Genomic DNA, 15,374 nt, shown 5'->3' on the forward strand with positions numbered 1-15,374 from the left:
CTCAGCGCCCCTCGCGCTTCGCGGCTTTGCGCTCGCGATATTCGCGAATGCGTCGTTGGTAAGCGACCACAACCCGGTCCCGCAGCTCCCTATCCTTGTGGGTTCGGAGCCAGCCATCGAGGGCGATCTTGGTGAAGAGCAGATCGGCCAGAACCTGATCTCGGAACGCATCGTCCTGAGGCTGCTCAAGAGCCTCGATGACGGTGAGTTTCAGCCATTGGCTGACGCTCATATGCGCTGCATCAGCAGCGGCTTTAACAAGCGCATGAAGGTCTTCGTCGACATAGCATTGAAGGGCAAATCGCACGGCGTCACCTGACGTTTGGCCGCCCCTCCTTGGCCCAATGACCCCTCTCGACTGACATCAGTCTACGGCAGCGACCACCCTGTAGGAAAACGCTAATTTTCGATTTCAAATTAATAGCTTAGAGCTGAACAACTCACATGTGAGTTGCGGATCGAGAAGTGACATCAGATGACATTACTTGGCGACAGATGGTCAAATGGCTGCGAAACGCGCAGAAATCCTCGCATCCCAAACACCGGATCTCCGGGTACGGTGTGCCCTCCAATTTCCCATATTCCGCCACGTAACCAGTCATTTCACCGGTTCGTTCTGACAGGGTTTTCCAGCCACTTCCAAAAGAACCCCCGCGCTCACGCGGCGAAGGATTCCTACAATCTGGGTAGCACTAATCCTCGGCCTCGACTGCCGATCGTGCAATCGCAATGGCCTCTTCGAATCTAACTCTTGTCGGCTGGCGGAGCCGCGCCAGTTTGAAAGCTTTGGAGTAACGCGCGAGTACGTCTTCGACTGGCTTCTTCGATCGGATTCCGGGCAGCGCTAAGCTCGCTAACTCGATCAACGGGATGTCCCGATGCGATCTCCAGTCGGATCGTGAGGGCCGCAAGGGTACGATCATCTCAGGGATCGAATGCTTGGGGAAAAGGACAAGGCGATCTCCGTCATGCGACCGACTTAATTCGGTTGAGATCGCCGAAACAACTCTCTCCTGGATTATCCGTCCCGCCTTCTGCTTCCCGTGCGCACGGGCGACCCGCTCGACGACAAGGTCGAGATAAACGGGCCCTTCACGCTCGATGACCTCCTCGACGATTGTTTCGAGACGTTGCTGATATGCATCTTCATAAAGCAGATCGCCATCACCTTCAGGCACTGAAAGTTCGGAAAATTGGTACTCTTGACCCACCTCGTGAGGAGGCAAACGATAAACCGTTTCGTGCGGTTGCCGTGACTGGTCACTCGAAATGTGCGTCTCATCTTTACCGGATGAGGAAGTAAGCTGGTGCAACCCCCTGCCTCGACTTTCGACCAAACCGCACGAATGCAAAGAGTTGCTCCGGGATGGAGAGAGCGCGTTGTTTACAAGCTCCTCCCATTTCTCCTCATGCGGCCTGAAAGCCGCAGGTGCGCGGTCTGCTGACGACAGCGGAAGGTGGTCAGGCAACGCTTCCTTCAACTGGGAATTACTCCAGACTTGTCCATCTGACATCAACTGCAAGATCTGCTCTTGAACCTGAGCTTCAGTAACCCGAGCGGAGTCATTCTCCTCATCGTCAGAAGGCACAACGGTAGCAAGTTCATCGCTCGAATGGTCTGCTTGGCCCTCACAATTCTCAGCGGGTTCAGTAGGAAGATCGACTTCGTCTTGCGCGTCATCCTCAGCCGATTCGGAGGAACGCCAAGCTCTTAGTTCTACATGTCGACTGGTCCACTCATCTGAACCGCCAACTGGCTGGATACCACGCTCGGATAGGAACCCGACCAGTTCCTCCATCACCTGTCTTTGATCCCTGACGAATCGTGATGCGAAGCATCTCCAGACTGTCCAACCGGCCCTTTCCAAGATGCGCTGCCGGTTCATGTCGGAGGCCCAACGATCAGGCCCGTGATATCGGTCGCCATCGCATTCGATTGCGACGCGGCGGTCATTCTCACCCTCAACCACGAGGTCGATTCTAAAATCGCCTACCTTGACTTGGGTATCGACCCTATAGCCTCGCTCAACCAGCAGGTCGTACATCTCGCGCTCGAAATCGGACTCGCACTTTTCCCGCCGATCCTTGGCCTCTTGACCATCAGACGGGAACGGCATCCGGAAATGGTCCAGCAGCGCGCGGCGCAGCTGATCAGCATGTCCAAGGGCTTCAACGTCTACTGAGCGGACCAGATACGTTCGATCACATGCTCGCGAAAGGGCAACGTTGAAGCGTTGCTCAAATCGGACTCCTGACAGAGCGCTGCCACCCGCTTGAGCAACCAAGGATATGAACATGATGTCTCGTTCATCACCCTGAAAGGCTGTGGGATCGCCAACGCGCAAGTGGTGCTGCTCGATCACCTCTGGTCCGAGTTTTTGCTCGATCAGGCCATAAATGTGAGCTGCCTGCTTTTGACCCAATAGGGTTGTTACGCCGATTGTCCGCTTTGCCATCTTTGGGTCGGATGCGATTCTCTCAATCTCTTCGACGATGTATGCCGCTTCAGGAGGATTTATGTCTCCCTGTCGATATCCGTCTTCAATTCGAACGTCGATCAAGGGAGGATCAAGCCGTTCTGAAGCAGTCGGAAGCCGCAGAGGATTCAGCCTGTGATTGTAGAACTGCGCCTTGGAAAATTCGATGATGGGCGCGACACAACGGAAATGTTCGGTAAGCATGATCGCCCCACCGGCGAAGACCACTTTGCCAAGATCGTACAGCGATTGTTCCTCGCGTAGCGAAGCCCGATAATCGGGGACTTGCCCAGAAAGGTGTCGTGCCGCGAGTTCATCTGCACGCGTCTGGTCGCGTCCGACAAGGTCCGGACTGACCTGCTTATCATCGCCAACGATTAGGATTGTCTTGGCCCGTAGTAGGGCGGGTAATGCCGCTACCGTCGATTGCGACGCTTCGTCAACGATCACGAGATCGAAGAGTCCCAAATCTGCTGGAAGGGACTCTGAAACCCGGTAATGCGGCATAATCCAGCAAGGCAAAGCGCCCTTGGCGCGATCGGATGCCTCACGAGCTTGGCGCCTGTATCGGCCAGCACGTTTCCCAGTACCTCGTCCAATTCTACGAACCGCATCTGCATAGGCGGCAAGTGCCGCCTTGACCCCATCACTAGCCTTCTTGCTGAGCTCCAACCAGGTTCGCAGTTCAATCGAGCGTTCGTATGCTCGTTTGAGGAGAACCTCCTTCTCGCTGCGATCAGTGCCGAGTTCCCTGAGTCGGTGATGCTTGTCGTTCGTATCCAGCCACCCCTCTAGGCGGCGAAGACGCCACCGGTTTTCCCAATCACCGGGTAGAAGTTCGTCCTCAACGCCATTGACCGGATTGGACCTCAAGCGCCGAGCCCATTTTGGTGCACCTGATTTTTCAATGAGGTCTGTTGCCTTCGAAACCTTCGCGAAAGCTTCGTGCTTCCCTTTTATTTCTCTCAGGCGCGTAATGAGCGAATTCCACCCTTCTGCCAGTGCATCGATTGAGATTTCCGGGCTGCCCAAACGCGTAGCTGCCAAGGCACGAAGCTCCGTGCTGATTTCGTATTCGCAAGGCTCAAGCTCGGAGAGGAGAGTGGTGCGCAAACCTTCTGCATCAGCCAATCGATATCGCAGAAGATGAGCATCGACGGCTTCAAGTAGGCTGTGAATTGCCTGCTGATCACCATCCCGCAGAGCAGGGAACGAAACAAATGTCGCATCGACTACTGCCCGGATCTCTCGGCGACTGGCTATCAATGCATTGGCAGCGTCGATATGGTCGAACTGGCGTTTTGCGAGTTGCGCCACGCCCAACTCTTGCCCCTCCAGACGATCACCGATCCCGCCAGCCGCCACGTTGTTCCACGCTGTCTGAAATCGCCGAATTGAAGCCCGTGCTGTGATAAATCGTTGAACGTCGCTCCATTCGTCGGCAGTTGAAGCTGGTTCGCCCAAAACAGTGACCTCACCCAGCTGAGCCTTGAGTTTGGAAGCGAATAACCCGCCAACGAGCCCGACTGCCGGTTTACCTTCGGCCTCTTTCTCAATCGCAACAAGAAACTTCGGATCGCTAAGCGCTTCTTCAGGCACGGAAACCGGTCTGGTCAGGAAGTATTGATACTCGGCTCCAAGCCTTAAAGCCTCTTCGCGCAAGCTCTCCAACGCGGTTAGACGGTCGTCCGGTTCGGTTTGCCCAAGACAAAGAAGCAGCTCGTCAGTCCATGCAAAGGGTGCCCCTGATGCCCGTTGCTCCTCTGCAGATAGTGACTTCAGTTTTGCCGTCAGGTCCCGCAGGCGCGAAACAGTATCATCCCGGTCCTCTCGCAAAGCCGGAAGTTCGCCCTTGCTTATCCTCTCCCTTATCTGCTCGGCTTTAGACAGATCCTTGTGCGCATTGAGGAGCGTTTCGACTGTGGGAAGGCGCTCAAGGTCCGGAAGGCGCGCATTCAGATAAAGGAGGTCGTCACCAACTGCCTTCCGAGCCGTCCTGAGTTCGGCAATGTCGGCATCGGCAAATGCTGGATCGCAGGTTGATGAAACATCCAAATCATCAGGCATCCAAGCTGTTAGTTCCGGCGAGGCTGCGACCATTCTAGCGGCGCGAATTGGTTCGTAAGTGTCGCCATCCAGCGTGATTGGCGAAATTGACGCGCGTCCGATCTTGTCGACTTCTGTATCGATTAGCGCCAATTGCCGGTGCAGCCTGTCAATCTGCTCGTCCAGATCATCAATCTCGTCCTGCAACTCATGCCGCCGCAGCCGTTGCAGTTTTTCGCCGATGATATCGACGGATTCCTGAAACTGCTTAAGGCCGTCGCGATCGCTTTCAAGGAGGCTCACTGCAAGAGGACGCACCGCTTCTGGTAGCTTGTCGCGAAGAACCTTTAGTGCGGGCGCTTTCTGAGATGTCACGAGCACCCGCTTGCCAAGGGCGAGATAGTGGCTGATTATATTTGCGATGGTGTGCGTTTTGCCCGTGCCCGGCGGCCCCTGAACAACTACGCCCGGGCGCACTTCCAGTCGCTGCACCACTTCGACCTGCTCACGGTTGAACGGCAATGGAAAGAACATATCCTTCCCCTCCCCGTTAGAAGTGGTGACGCCAGGAATGCTGGAGATGCCGCGAAACTCGGGATATTCTTCTTCGCTCACCGCATCAGCAGGCTCAACAAGCAAGGAGGCCACTGCCTTCGGCAATTCCGTTGTCCCTTCTCCATCTTCGAGAAGCGCGCGGAACTGACGCAAATCTTCCATCAATTGCGTGGCACGACGCTCTCGCTGAAAGAATGCAAACGCATCGCCGATCCTCAACTGCGTTTCAATCGAAGGGATGATCCCGGGTTGCGTTGGATCTTGATCGGGTAAGTACACAGCATCCGGATCGAGCAAGGCAGCGGCTTGGCGGAGCGGTGGCCCAAACGTCTCCGGCGCAAATGGAGACAGGCTCTCTTCCTCCAGTTCGCCAAGAAATTTCTCGGTTGCGGAGCGCCATTGATCGAGCGCACCCAGCCCCATCTTGTCCAACGCATCCAGCTCAAGACCCGGGTCAGCTTCCATGCGAGGCCTCACCTCGATCGCATGGGTCAACTCGTTCAGGCTGATTTCCTGCGCTACAGTCAGCAAGGGGTACCGCAACCGCTTGCCGTCTCGAAACAAAGTAGCAAAACCGATGCCGCACGTAAGCTCAAGCGGGATATCACTGACGCCTTCGAGCTGTTGGCGCAGCATGAACAGCGCATTGTAGAGCGCGATAGTCTCGCGGCGTGGCGTCTCGGTCTCTACCCAGCTCGCCCAGGCGTTCTTCAGCCAATACTCGAAAAGGAGTTCAATCTCCTCGCGCTCGGCGAAATGCTCGAACGAAACATGCTCGGGAGCATCTTCAGCGGGAATCAATCCTGCCTCGACAAGAACAGCCCCTGCGACCTCGCTCTTCAGTCTCGGCTCGCTTTTGGGATCGTCGCGATAGGTCAGCCAGACCGACAGTTCGGCATCTTCCGGTGCTGGCGGTGCCTTCTTCGGCAACCGGTCGACACGGAGCCATATCGGATCGTCATCGCGCCCGACATCCAGCGCGACACCGGGCAATCCTTGAAGTTCGGTCCCGGTTTTGCGGAAGGCCTTGTGGTCCTGATAGTCCAGAACCGTCTTGAGCTTATCACGCTCGGTGGCTTCGACGTAGTCGATCAGGTCGATCAGGCGATTGATTTCAGGTGCGGCCGGAGCGTGCATCAGCCGTTCGCCCTTTCCTGATTGAGCCGGAACAGGCGCGCCAGAATCTCATCATCTGCCAGCAATCCGGCGCGGAAATCGTCGCCCCAGCCGTAGGCTTCGGCGACTGCTTCATCGAGCGCGAGGTGCGCGTGGTCGAGCCAGGCGGGGTGGGCGTTGTAGAGATTGGTGAGGGTGCGCTTTTTCAGCTCCTTCGCGGCGGCTTCGTCCTTTGGCAGGATACGGTCGGGATAGCCTTCGACCACTTCGGGCACGCGCTCGACCAGGTCGGGCGGATTGAGCCAGTTCTCGCGCAATTCGTTGAGCCGCACCGCCGCTGCCGCAATCGCCTGCGCGCGAGGGTGGTGGGCGCAGGCGGCGGCGGGAATGTCAGGCGTCAGGCCTTCGGGGAAGGGGAAGGTTTCGAAAACCGCAAGTTTGGCATAAGTTACGTCATTGCCGGAGCCAATCCATGAGCAAGTGGCGAGAGTCCAAACGTAGTGGAATTTAGATTCCAGAACCCCAAAAAACGTGAAATCATCGCGTGAGAAGACGACCAGTTTCTGATCAGGAAGTATTGAAGCAGGCAGCAACCCGAAATTGCGATAGCTTGTAACCATCGGGGTAGCCAAATATCGCTCCATGTTGGCCATCGCTTTGCGCATCGCTGGTCGGGCGCGGGCATGGAGCCACCACTTCTCGCGCTCGTTTTTTGCCCGAACCTCAAAGTCCCCGTTGTCGTCCCTTCGTTGTCTATAGGGCTTCACAGTTTTAAGAATGTGCTCAAAGGGCCGTTCAAAAAGTGCTGCGTCGCTTTCAGTCCGCGAAGTTCCAAAATCGATAACCCACTTGTCCGGTCGTGAACCGTTAAAATCATCGCCGTTCAACGTGGGGCGAAGGGTTTGTGAGTTTGGCTGACCGTGTGGGTTCCCAGTGGCAAGTAATAGTTCACGCGCTTGCTCTCCGGTCAGTTCGAATCCTTCCCCGTTCAGGATAACCCCGACAAAGCTGCAACTCTTATTCTCTGGAAGCGCTTTCAGAATAGAGAGATTTGCATCCCCTGATTTCAAATCCGCATGGATCTTGATGACGCTGGTTCCATCCAGTTTCGCCAATCCATCGTGAAGATCAAACCCAATCATTGAGACACGCACCGCCGCGCCCTTTTCATCGAACCATGGCTGGTCCGACCACGCCTCGAAAATCCGGCCATGCTCGACGATAGGCTTTAACACCTCGCGGTTCTGCCCGCCGCGAATGGAATTGGTCGAAACCAGCCCTGCTCTTTCCAGCTTCCCCGCCACCGTCTGGTCCCACGCCCCGGCAAACCAGTAGCAGACCAGGTCCGCCCCTCCAGGAACCCGCGGCCAAGCCTTGCGCAGGGCGACAGTGTAGTCCTCGCCCAGTTCCGCAATCATCTTCTTGTTGCCAAGGAATGGCGGATTGCCGACCACCACATTCGCTTCTGGCCATTCTGCCCGCTGGGGCTTGCCCCTATCGTCCAGCACCGGATTGCCGTGCGCGTCCGTCACCAGCACAGCGTCGCGGTTCTCAATATTGGCGAGTGGCTTCAGGATCGGGTTCTTCGCTGCCTCAAAGCCATTCCGGCGCATCCACTGGATTTCGCCGATCCACACCGACACACGCGCCAGTTCCGCGGCGTAGGGATTGAGCTCAATCCCCATGACGTTTTCGGGTCCGCTCGACGGGAAGCGCGCGGCAAGGGCCGGTGACAGCGCCTCGGCCTCAAGGTTCGTGCGATGCTCGATATCCTTGAGCGCCAGCAGCGACAGATAGAGAAAATTACCCGATCCGCAGGCGGGGTCGAGCACGCGAAAATTGCGCAGCCGCTCGTGCCATTCGGCTTGCAAACGCTTGGCTTCAGTCTCGGCCCGCGTCTTTGCCCCGCCTGTCGCCTTTTCAGCCTTGGAAATCGCCTCCACGATCTTTCCCCGAACCGCTTCCCATTCGGACATCAACGGGCGGATGATGACCGGTTCGACAATCTGCATGATCTTTTCGCGGTCGGTGTAATGCGCGCCAAGCTGGCTGCGCTTGTCAGGGTCGAGCCCACGCTCAAAGAGCGTGCCGAGGATGGAAGGATCGATCTCCGACCAGTCCAAAGCGGCGGCAGCAATCAGGTTATCGATATCCGCGCGTTCGAGGGGCAAAGTGCTATCATCGTCGAACAACCCGCCGTTAAACCACTCGACCTTTGTGAAGCCGACTAGCCCCCCCGATTTCATCGCCCCGAACAGGATCGCTGCGTTCGTGGCAAAGGTGTCAGGCTTGGGCGCGCTCGCCTTGAGCATGGCGGTGAACATGTGATCAGGCAGCAGGCCTACGTCCTCGGCGAACATGCAGAAGACGAGGCGATTGACGAAGTGGGCGACAGCGTGCGCTTCATGCCCGCGCGCGCGCAAACGCTGGGCCAGCTGAGAGAATTCCTCCGCCGCCTCTTCGGTGAGCATTTGCCGCGTCTTGGCGGGCTTCAAACGCTCAGGATCGAGGAAGCAATTGCGCAGCAGATCACGCGTGGCGCCGTCCAGCAGGTCATCGAGCGCAAATTCGTGCACCTCCTGCACCGTATTGGTCCAGTTGGTGTGGACGCGAAACCGGTCCATGTCGCTGACGATCAGCAGCGGGGGATTGTCGAGTGCGACGGCATATTGCTGAAGTTGGGCGAAGGCACGATCCAGGTCTTTCTTCTTGCCCTTGTATTCCCAGGCGAAACATTCTTTCCGCCAAACGTCGGCCCAGCCCTCACCGCCACCGGTCTTTGACGCACCCTTCTCAAAGGTGAACCATTCTCCCTTGGGATCGGCGCTGATCGGATCTTCAATGTCGAGCAGGCGGCAGATGTCATTGAAGTGCGACTGGGAGGCAGTGCGCTCTTTCAGCTCTGCAGCGCGCCATTTCTGGATAAACTCAGCAGGTGTCATGAGTGGCGGTTACTCCGCAGCCTCCCGCTCTTCTTCTGCGTAGTAATCCTCTTCCTCGTGATCTGACGGAACCTGGGCCTCCCTCAAAGCCTCCTTGCCCATCGCGCTTTCGATGATGGCCAATAAGCGCCGTCTTCGATCGTCCATGAAGCCGTCGAAGTCGTCTGCGTGGAGGTAGCTTTCCTCGATCTCGTGGCTTTCTAGGATTGCTGTTAAACGATCAGGGGCAATGGCAGGATTGCTATCATTACCCTTGGTCAGTCGGCCCAGATAGGAAGAGGGAGCAACTCCGCCGAGCATTCGGTTGGTGCCTGACGCAATCGGCGTCTTGTTGACGATGCTGTTGTAGATCTCCGGCCCAATCTCGACACTCTTGCACCAAGCCTGCGGGAATATGTGATGGATGTCGACATTCTCGTCAAAGAACACAGCTTGGTCATAGGGTTGGCCCGACTTGAAGTCCTCTGCCCCGCATTTCATCAGCAATGCATGGACGCCCTTATAAGCTGCCGAAAGCCTCGAGCGAAGGGTGCGCAATCGGCGCTCTTCAAAGCTGGCCCGCTGCACCGTCTGAGGTTCAGCGCCCCCAGTCACCCATGTCTTAAAGTCTCGGATATCAAGCGCGAAGCGGCTCTCAACTGCCGAGCCGTAGAGCTCTCCCAACACGCCGCACCAGTACCATTGCGCCAGCTTCTGACGCACCGCGTCGTTCTCCCACGTGTTTCCAAGCTCCGCCAAGATCGCAGCAAGTGGGACTAACTGGGTCTGATAGGGCAGGTCGCGTGCCTTGAATATCTTGAGCGAATGCAGAAACTTGGCAGCTGCGATGTAGCCAGCTTCGACCTTGGGCGCGAACTTCTGATAAGCCGAAAGTGGCACTTGGAGCAGACTATTGCGCGTGGCGCTGATGGCAGGCGGCTCTTTGCCTGCTGCGATGGCTGTCTCACGCACTTCCTTTGTATGAAGCAAGGAGATTGCCTGGAGGAACTCGACGGGCTCAATCTTGTCTAGCACCGGTTGGGTCGAAACCAATCGCTTGCGGCGTTCTTTCCAGTCGTCGCGGAGATGGAATTCCTCTGCCGCATACATGGCTGTCACAAGCTCGAATGCATCGAGCGGCTTCCCGCCGGTATTCACCTTCTCAAATACGAGGCAGACAGCTGCCCTGCTCGTGTCCTTGCCCAGTTTGATAACCGGCACCTGATACTGGGTGAAATTGTTGACGACCTCCTGCATGAAGTCGTTGACCAGTTTGAGATGCTCTGCGCGCTGAGCGAGATCCTTGTAGATCCAGGCTGTTGCAGCCTGATTCCAGATATGCGCCTCAAACATTCGGTCGATCGGGAAATGCAGGTGTTCGAACTCGTTCTCCTCGGTTGAAAGATCGAGCTTGATGTCCCGCCCAAAGTTCTCGCGAATGATCCGGTCTTCGGGGACTGGCACAATGGCTTCGCTGCGCGGGACATCGGGATTGAGCGCTGCGCGAATGTCGAAGTAGAAATGCAGCTTGATCGGTCGCTTCTTTACAGTCTGGGTCGAGACTGGAACGCTTGTGTAGGTCGACTGGTAGAGCGAGGTCATGCGCTGCTGGCCATCGAGCAGGTAAGCCTCAATATCCTTGGAGGGAGAGGGCGCGCCCTCAACAGGGCGAACCGCAAACGATACTTCGCCCGATGCATCCAAAGTCATGAGCGCTCCGACTGGGAAGCCCTCCGAAATTGAAGCCAAGAGATCGGTGATGCGATCTTGATCCCAAACCCAACCCCTCTGGAAATCTGGCAGCTGAAGCTTTCCATCATGGCACTCGCGCATCAGGTCGCTGAGCTTGTAAGGATTAGTCTGAAATGACGTCGTCAAGATTGCCCCCTTGCGATCTGATTAGCGGTTGTTTGACTTGATAAAGAAGTATTTAGCAAGAATGTAATTGGCGCAATTTGTCCTCTATCTTGCCAATTGTGATAATCAACGGTTGGTTTAGCTCCATCAATTCTCACACTCACGCTTTCAAAAGCTTCAGTGCAGCAGCGCTGGTGCGGGTCGATAATGCTTCGGCAATTGGCGCGACAGCATTCTCAGGCGGATTGCCGGGCACCTGAACCCCCTTCTCAATTTCCTCCGTCACTACGTCAGCAAGGTCACTCACCCTGCGGCGAATGTACGGAGCACCCAGCCCTGCTTCGTCCGCGAACCTCGCCACGCATTTACTGTCAAATTCTTCGAGGGTCGCCGCGCGGCCAAAGCGCATTGCGAGCCTTGGCGACAACTCATTCCACATATGCGTGGCAACAAGGTCGTAAAGCGGGGCAAGCGCTACTTCGCCGTTTTCCCGGCGCAGCAGACTGTAGTTCTTCGCGTGGGCATCGGCGTTGCCGATGATGAGATTGAAGATCGCCGCGTCAGCTAGCTTTAGCACCTCGCGCGCGGGTCGGGTCGCAGCGCTGCGCAACAGTGCGAAGCTATCGCTGAAAGTCGGCCCGCCCTCCGCCGCGTATTTGCGGTTCGAGGGGACGCTAAGTGCCTGAGCGAAGTCCTCCTGATGCAGACGGTGCGTCTTTCCGTCGAGCATCATCCGGTCATAGCGTTCGACCAGCAGCAACGGCTTGCCGGCCACCTCGCGCCACTCTGCATAGGCAGCATCAATGCCCACCGCGCGGGCCAAGGCGAGGCAAAAGGCCTCATTTGCAGCCAATCCAGCAAAGCGATCCGGTTCAGGCTTGATCAGATGCGTGGATGGTTCGCCGGGACGAGGGATCGCAATGCCACAGTCCGCAGTGAGCACCACCGGCAGTTTGCTCTGTGCCCCTGCAAGGCTGAGCCTCGCGCCGCCCTCGCCTGCCAGCATGGGTACGGCAGGCAACCGATCGAGCAGTGCCGCCAGCTCGTTCTCTTGCAGTGGTTCTGGAGCGGTCTCGGATTGTTCTTGGACCGGTTTTGCATCTTTGGGCAGGAATGCGAGAGCACCGGCAACATCTCCGCCCAAGGCCTCAAGCAGGCGAAACGGATTGTCGGGCGAAACTCCAAGTGCTCGAGCGATAGCGGTGCGCTGGCTTTCTTCGGGAAGCAGTCCGCCAAAGACGGCCTTGCACGCATGGTCTTCATATGGCGCTTGCTGCTTAGGCATCGCATGGGAAAGCGCCGGGGCAGTTTCATCAGCCAGCCAGTCAGGCGCATACACGAAATGCATCGCGCCGCCCTTGTCGATCGAGAGTTCGCCTGCCAGTCGCTCGTCCCACCAGACGACCAGCGTATCCAGAATTGGCAGCTTCACTCCGCCTCATCCTTCTTGGGCGAATCCGCTCGACCCGCAATCACCATCCCGTCGGGCCTTTTGATCTGCAATTCACATCCCAGTGCCGAAATTACATCTAAAACCTTGCCCATCTGGACAGTTGGTTTCCCCCGCTCCAGCTCAACGAGAAAGCGCAAGCCGACGCCGCTTGCAGCAGCCAGCTCGTCCTGTCGCAGACCAAGCTCCTTGCGTTCATCGCGAATGATTTGGCCAATAGCGGCAACATTGAGCATGAGCATCACCTTTCCCGAACGGGAAATCTAAGCGAATAGTGTATCAATCTCAAGATAATTTTCCCGAAAGGGATATTTGGTGCTCGAAGAGCGGCTATGGAGGGAGCGCTTTCCCGTACGGGACATATTCTACGTCTCCAAAATCTTGTGATACTCAGCCAAAAGTTACTCAAAATCGGAGGCTCAAATCGCAATTCAGGGAAGCCGGGGAGCAATTGTGGTAAAGAGCCCTCCAAACGCCCCGTATTCCCGTTAAACCACAAGTGGTTGCATCAGCCTACTTGCCACCTCCGTCTCCGCCATTTTCTTCTGATTCAGCAAGATATTCCGCAGCTGATTGCGGATGTATCCAAGAGCGCGCCTAGCCGCGCTCCAACTGCTCCAGCCGCTCACTGAGAGAAAGCCATTCGGCTTCTGCTTCATCAAGCTGATCTGTCAAGCGCGCCCTCCGAGCCATAAGCTCGCTCATGGGCAAGTTAGTCGTCCCAGCTGATGCATTAGCAGGCTCATACATTGCCCGATCAATTTCGGTGCGTTCGGATTGCAATTTCGCCATTTTTTTCTCGAGACCAGCGATCTCGGCCTTCAATGCCCTGTGCTCAGCGCGATCCTTGGCCGATTTTCCACGACCCGCTTTGGTGGACTTAGCCCCGCGTTCCTTCTTTGGCTGGCTTAGACCCAGAACAAGGTTGATATAGTCCTGCATGCTTCCGGCATATTCTTTTGCAGTCCCCTGATCGACCAACACAAGCCGGTCAGCGCTAAGTTCCACCATATGGCGATCGTGACTGATCAGGATCACCGCACCGGAATAATCGTTAAGCGCTTGCACCAAGGCCTCTCGCGCATCGACATCAAGGTGGTTTGTCGGCTCATCTAAAATCAGCAGATGGGGCGCATCGCGCGTCACCAATGCCAGCGCGAGACGCGCACGTTCGCCGCCCGACAATTTACCCACTTTGCTTGTCGCGAGACTTCCAGAAAATCCGAAGCGTCCCAATTGCTCGCGTATGGCGGATTGCGGTTTGCCTTCCATTGCCCGGTTCATATGCTCAAGCGGGGTTTCGTCACCGGCGAGCTCTTCCACCTGATATTGTGTGAAATAGCCAACCTTCATTCGGCCAGGCGCGTTGACCTCACCGTGCATCAGCGGAAGCTGCGCAGCCAGCAGCCTGGCCAGCGTGGTCTTGCCATTGCCATTGCGCCCGAGCAGCGCGATCCGGTCATCGGGCTCAATCCGCATGCTAACCCGCTGGAGTATCGGAGTATCCGCTTCGTACCCAACTGCAGCCATATCCATGGTGATCATTGGTGGCTTGAGCTCACCAGGATTGGGGAAGTCAAAGCTGAGCGATGGATCTTCCATAAGCGCTGCAATCGGTTGCATCTTGGCCAGCATTTTTGCCCGCGATTGCGCTTGTTTGGCGGTGGATGCACGGGCGCTGTTGCGCGCGACATAATCCTCCAGCCTCGCCCGCTGTGCGTCCTGCGAGGCTTTCGCCGAGGCTAGCTGCGCAGCGCGCTCCGCCCGCTGCTTTTCAAAGCTGTCATAACTGCCCGGATAAAGCGTCAGCCTACCGCCCTGTAAATGCAGGATGTGATCGGCTACTTTGTTGAGGAGGTCACGTTCGTGACTGATCAGCAGCAATGTTGCCGGATAGCTCTTCAGAAAATTCTCGAGCCAAAGCGTTGCCTCCAAATCGAGGTGGTTCGACGGCTCATCCAAAAGCAGCACATCGGGTTCTGAAAACAGCAGTGCGCCCAATGCCACTCGCATTTTCCAACCGCCGGAGAAGCTGTCGAGTGGTTGGCGCTGCATTGTTTCGTCGAAACCAAGCCCCGTCAAAATCCGCGCTGCACGCGAAGGTGCGCTGTAAGCGTCGATTGCAAGCAAGCGATCATGCACATCGCCTAGCCGATCCATGTCGGTGCAAGTCTCGGCCTCTTTGAGCAATTGCGCACGCTCTACATCTGCGGCGAGCACGATCTCCTCGGGGGTGATCGACCCGCTCGGCGCATCTTGTGCGATATAGCCCAGACTGAGCTTCGATGATTTCAGGATCGCGCCTTCGTCGGGCTCAATCTCGCCGATGATCGCCTTCATCAAAGTCGATTTGCCACCGCCATTGCGGCCGATCAGCCCTACCCGCGCGCCCTGCGGAATTGCCGCACTTGCGCCTTCAAGGATAGGGCGGCCGCCCAGCCGAACAGTGACATCATCAATTGTTAGCATGGACGCGCCCCTAGCAACTCAAGCGGCGCGGCCCAATGGCTTTAATGCAAGGCGAGCAATTTGATTGAGCACTTGCATCGCCGCGCGAGAAGCGTAGCGCGGCAAGCATGGATATGGAAAACCTGCTGCAACGCTATTTTGGCACCACTGATCTCGCCGAGGTGCAAGTTAACGCGATCCCGATGGCGACCGACCGCATGCTGGTCGATTTTGGGCTTGAGAAGGACTCTGGAAAGCGGTTTGCCCTTTGGAGCCTGCTGCATATTCTGGATGCGGCGCCCGAACTAGATGTAGCCTTTGAGGAAGAGGCCGAACGGGAAGCGGCGCGCAACTTCATGGATATAATAGCGTCCGCGGGATAGCGTTAGCCGCTGAGTCCCCTCTTTTACTGACCATAAAGCACCGGGGAGGCACGCCGCGGGAGGGCGCAGCGTGCCTCTTTGATGCGCCGCCAACCATAGCCCCTACGGGAAGAAAGAGCGA

Annotated in this window: 8 protein-coding genes; 1 reads left to right on the forward strand and 7 read right to left on the reverse strand. The window is 56.8% G+C overall.

What is annotated here, in order from left to right; translation table 11 throughout:
- Position 1: 1 nt before the first annotated feature.
- The 7 genes from ACFCXQ_RS01345 to ACFCXQ_RS01375 form a co-directional block, all read right to left on the reverse strand.
- Positions 2-307, reverse strand: coding sequence for a hypothetical protein (locus tag ACFCXQ_RS01345; protein ID WP_379552336.1), 306 nt, complete (start codon positions 305-307; stop codon positions 2-4).
- A gap of 385 nt (positions 308-692) precedes the next feature.
- Positions 693-6,215: a DUF3320 domain-containing protein gene (locus ACFCXQ_RS01350; protein WP_379552338.1), complete on the reverse strand. Its 5,523-nt coding sequence runs from the start codon at positions 6,213-6,215 to the stop codon at positions 693-695.
- Positions 6,215-9,136 carry a class I SAM-dependent DNA methyltransferase gene (locus ACFCXQ_RS01355; RefSeq protein WP_379552340.1) on the reverse strand — a complete coding sequence of 974 codons (2,922 nt, stop codon included), beginning with the start codon at positions 9,134-9,136 and terminating at the stop codon, positions 6,215-6,217. Before ACFCXQ_RS01355 ends, ACFCXQ_RS01350 begins: the two co-directional genes overlap by 1 nt.
- 9 nt (positions 9,137-9,145) lie before the next feature.
- Complete coding sequence (locus tag ACFCXQ_RS01360) at positions 9,146-10,993, reverse strand: GmrSD restriction endonuclease domain-containing protein (protein WP_379552342.1); 1,848 nt, start codon at positions 10,991-10,993, stop codon at positions 9,146-9,148.
- Positions 10,994-11,132: 139 nt separating this feature from the next.
- Positions 11,133-12,404, reverse strand: a complete 1,272-nt coding sequence (locus tag ACFCXQ_RS01365; protein WP_379552344.1) for a type II toxin-antitoxin system HipA family toxin — start codon at positions 12,402-12,404, stop codon at positions 11,133-11,135.
- Positions 12,401-12,658 (reverse strand): helix-turn-helix transcriptional regulator, encoded by a 258-nt coding sequence (locus tag ACFCXQ_RS01370; protein WP_379552346.1) that lies wholly within the window; start codon positions 12,656-12,658, stop codon positions 12,401-12,403. The genes ACFCXQ_RS01365 and ACFCXQ_RS01370 overlap by 4 nt, the downstream gene beginning before the upstream one ends.
- A gap of 361 nt (positions 12,659-13,019) precedes the next feature.
- The gene (locus ACFCXQ_RS01375; protein ID WP_379552348.1) at positions 13,020-14,891 is read right to left on the reverse strand and encodes an ABC-F family ATP-binding cassette domain-containing protein; all 1,872 of its coding nucleotides are present in this window, start codon (positions 14,889-14,891) and stop codon (positions 13,020-13,022) included.
- A gap of 107 nt (positions 14,892-14,998) precedes the next feature.
- On the opposite strand from ACFCXQ_RS01375, the gene ACFCXQ_RS01380 reads away from it, so the two are divergent.
- Positions 14,999-15,253: a hypothetical protein gene (locus ACFCXQ_RS01380; RefSeq protein ID WP_379552350.1), complete on the forward strand. Its 255-nt coding sequence runs from the start codon at positions 14,999-15,001 to the stop codon at positions 15,251-15,253.
- Positions 15,254-15,374: the final 121 nt, after the last annotated feature.

Source organism: Qipengyuania rhodophyticola (genome assembly GCF_042493225.1).
Classification (GTDB): domain Bacteria; phylum Pseudomonadota; class Alphaproteobacteria; order Sphingomonadales; family Sphingomonadaceae; genus Erythrobacter.

Bases quoted from the DNA above. Each gene is read 5' to 3' on its own strand.
- ACFCXQ_RS01375 (WP_379552348.1), bottom strand. From the start codon at position 14,891: ATGCTAACAATTGATGATGTCACTGTTCGGCTGGGCGGCCGCCCTATC.
- ACFCXQ_RS01350 (WP_379552338.1), bottom strand. From the start codon at position 6,215: ATGCACGCTCCGGCCGCACCTGAAATCAATCGCCTGATCGACCTGATC.
- ACFCXQ_RS01380 (WP_379552350.1), top strand. From the start codon at position 14,999: ATGGATATGGAAAACCTGCTGCAACGCTATTTTGGCACCACTGATCTC.
- ACFCXQ_RS01370 (WP_379552346.1), bottom strand. From the start codon at position 12,658: ATGCTCAATGTTGCCGCTATTGGCCAAATCATTCGCGATGAACGCAAG.
- ACFCXQ_RS01355 (WP_379552340.1), bottom strand. From the start codon at position 9,136: ATGACACCTGCTGAGTTTATCCAGAAATGGCGCGCTGCAGAGCTGAAA.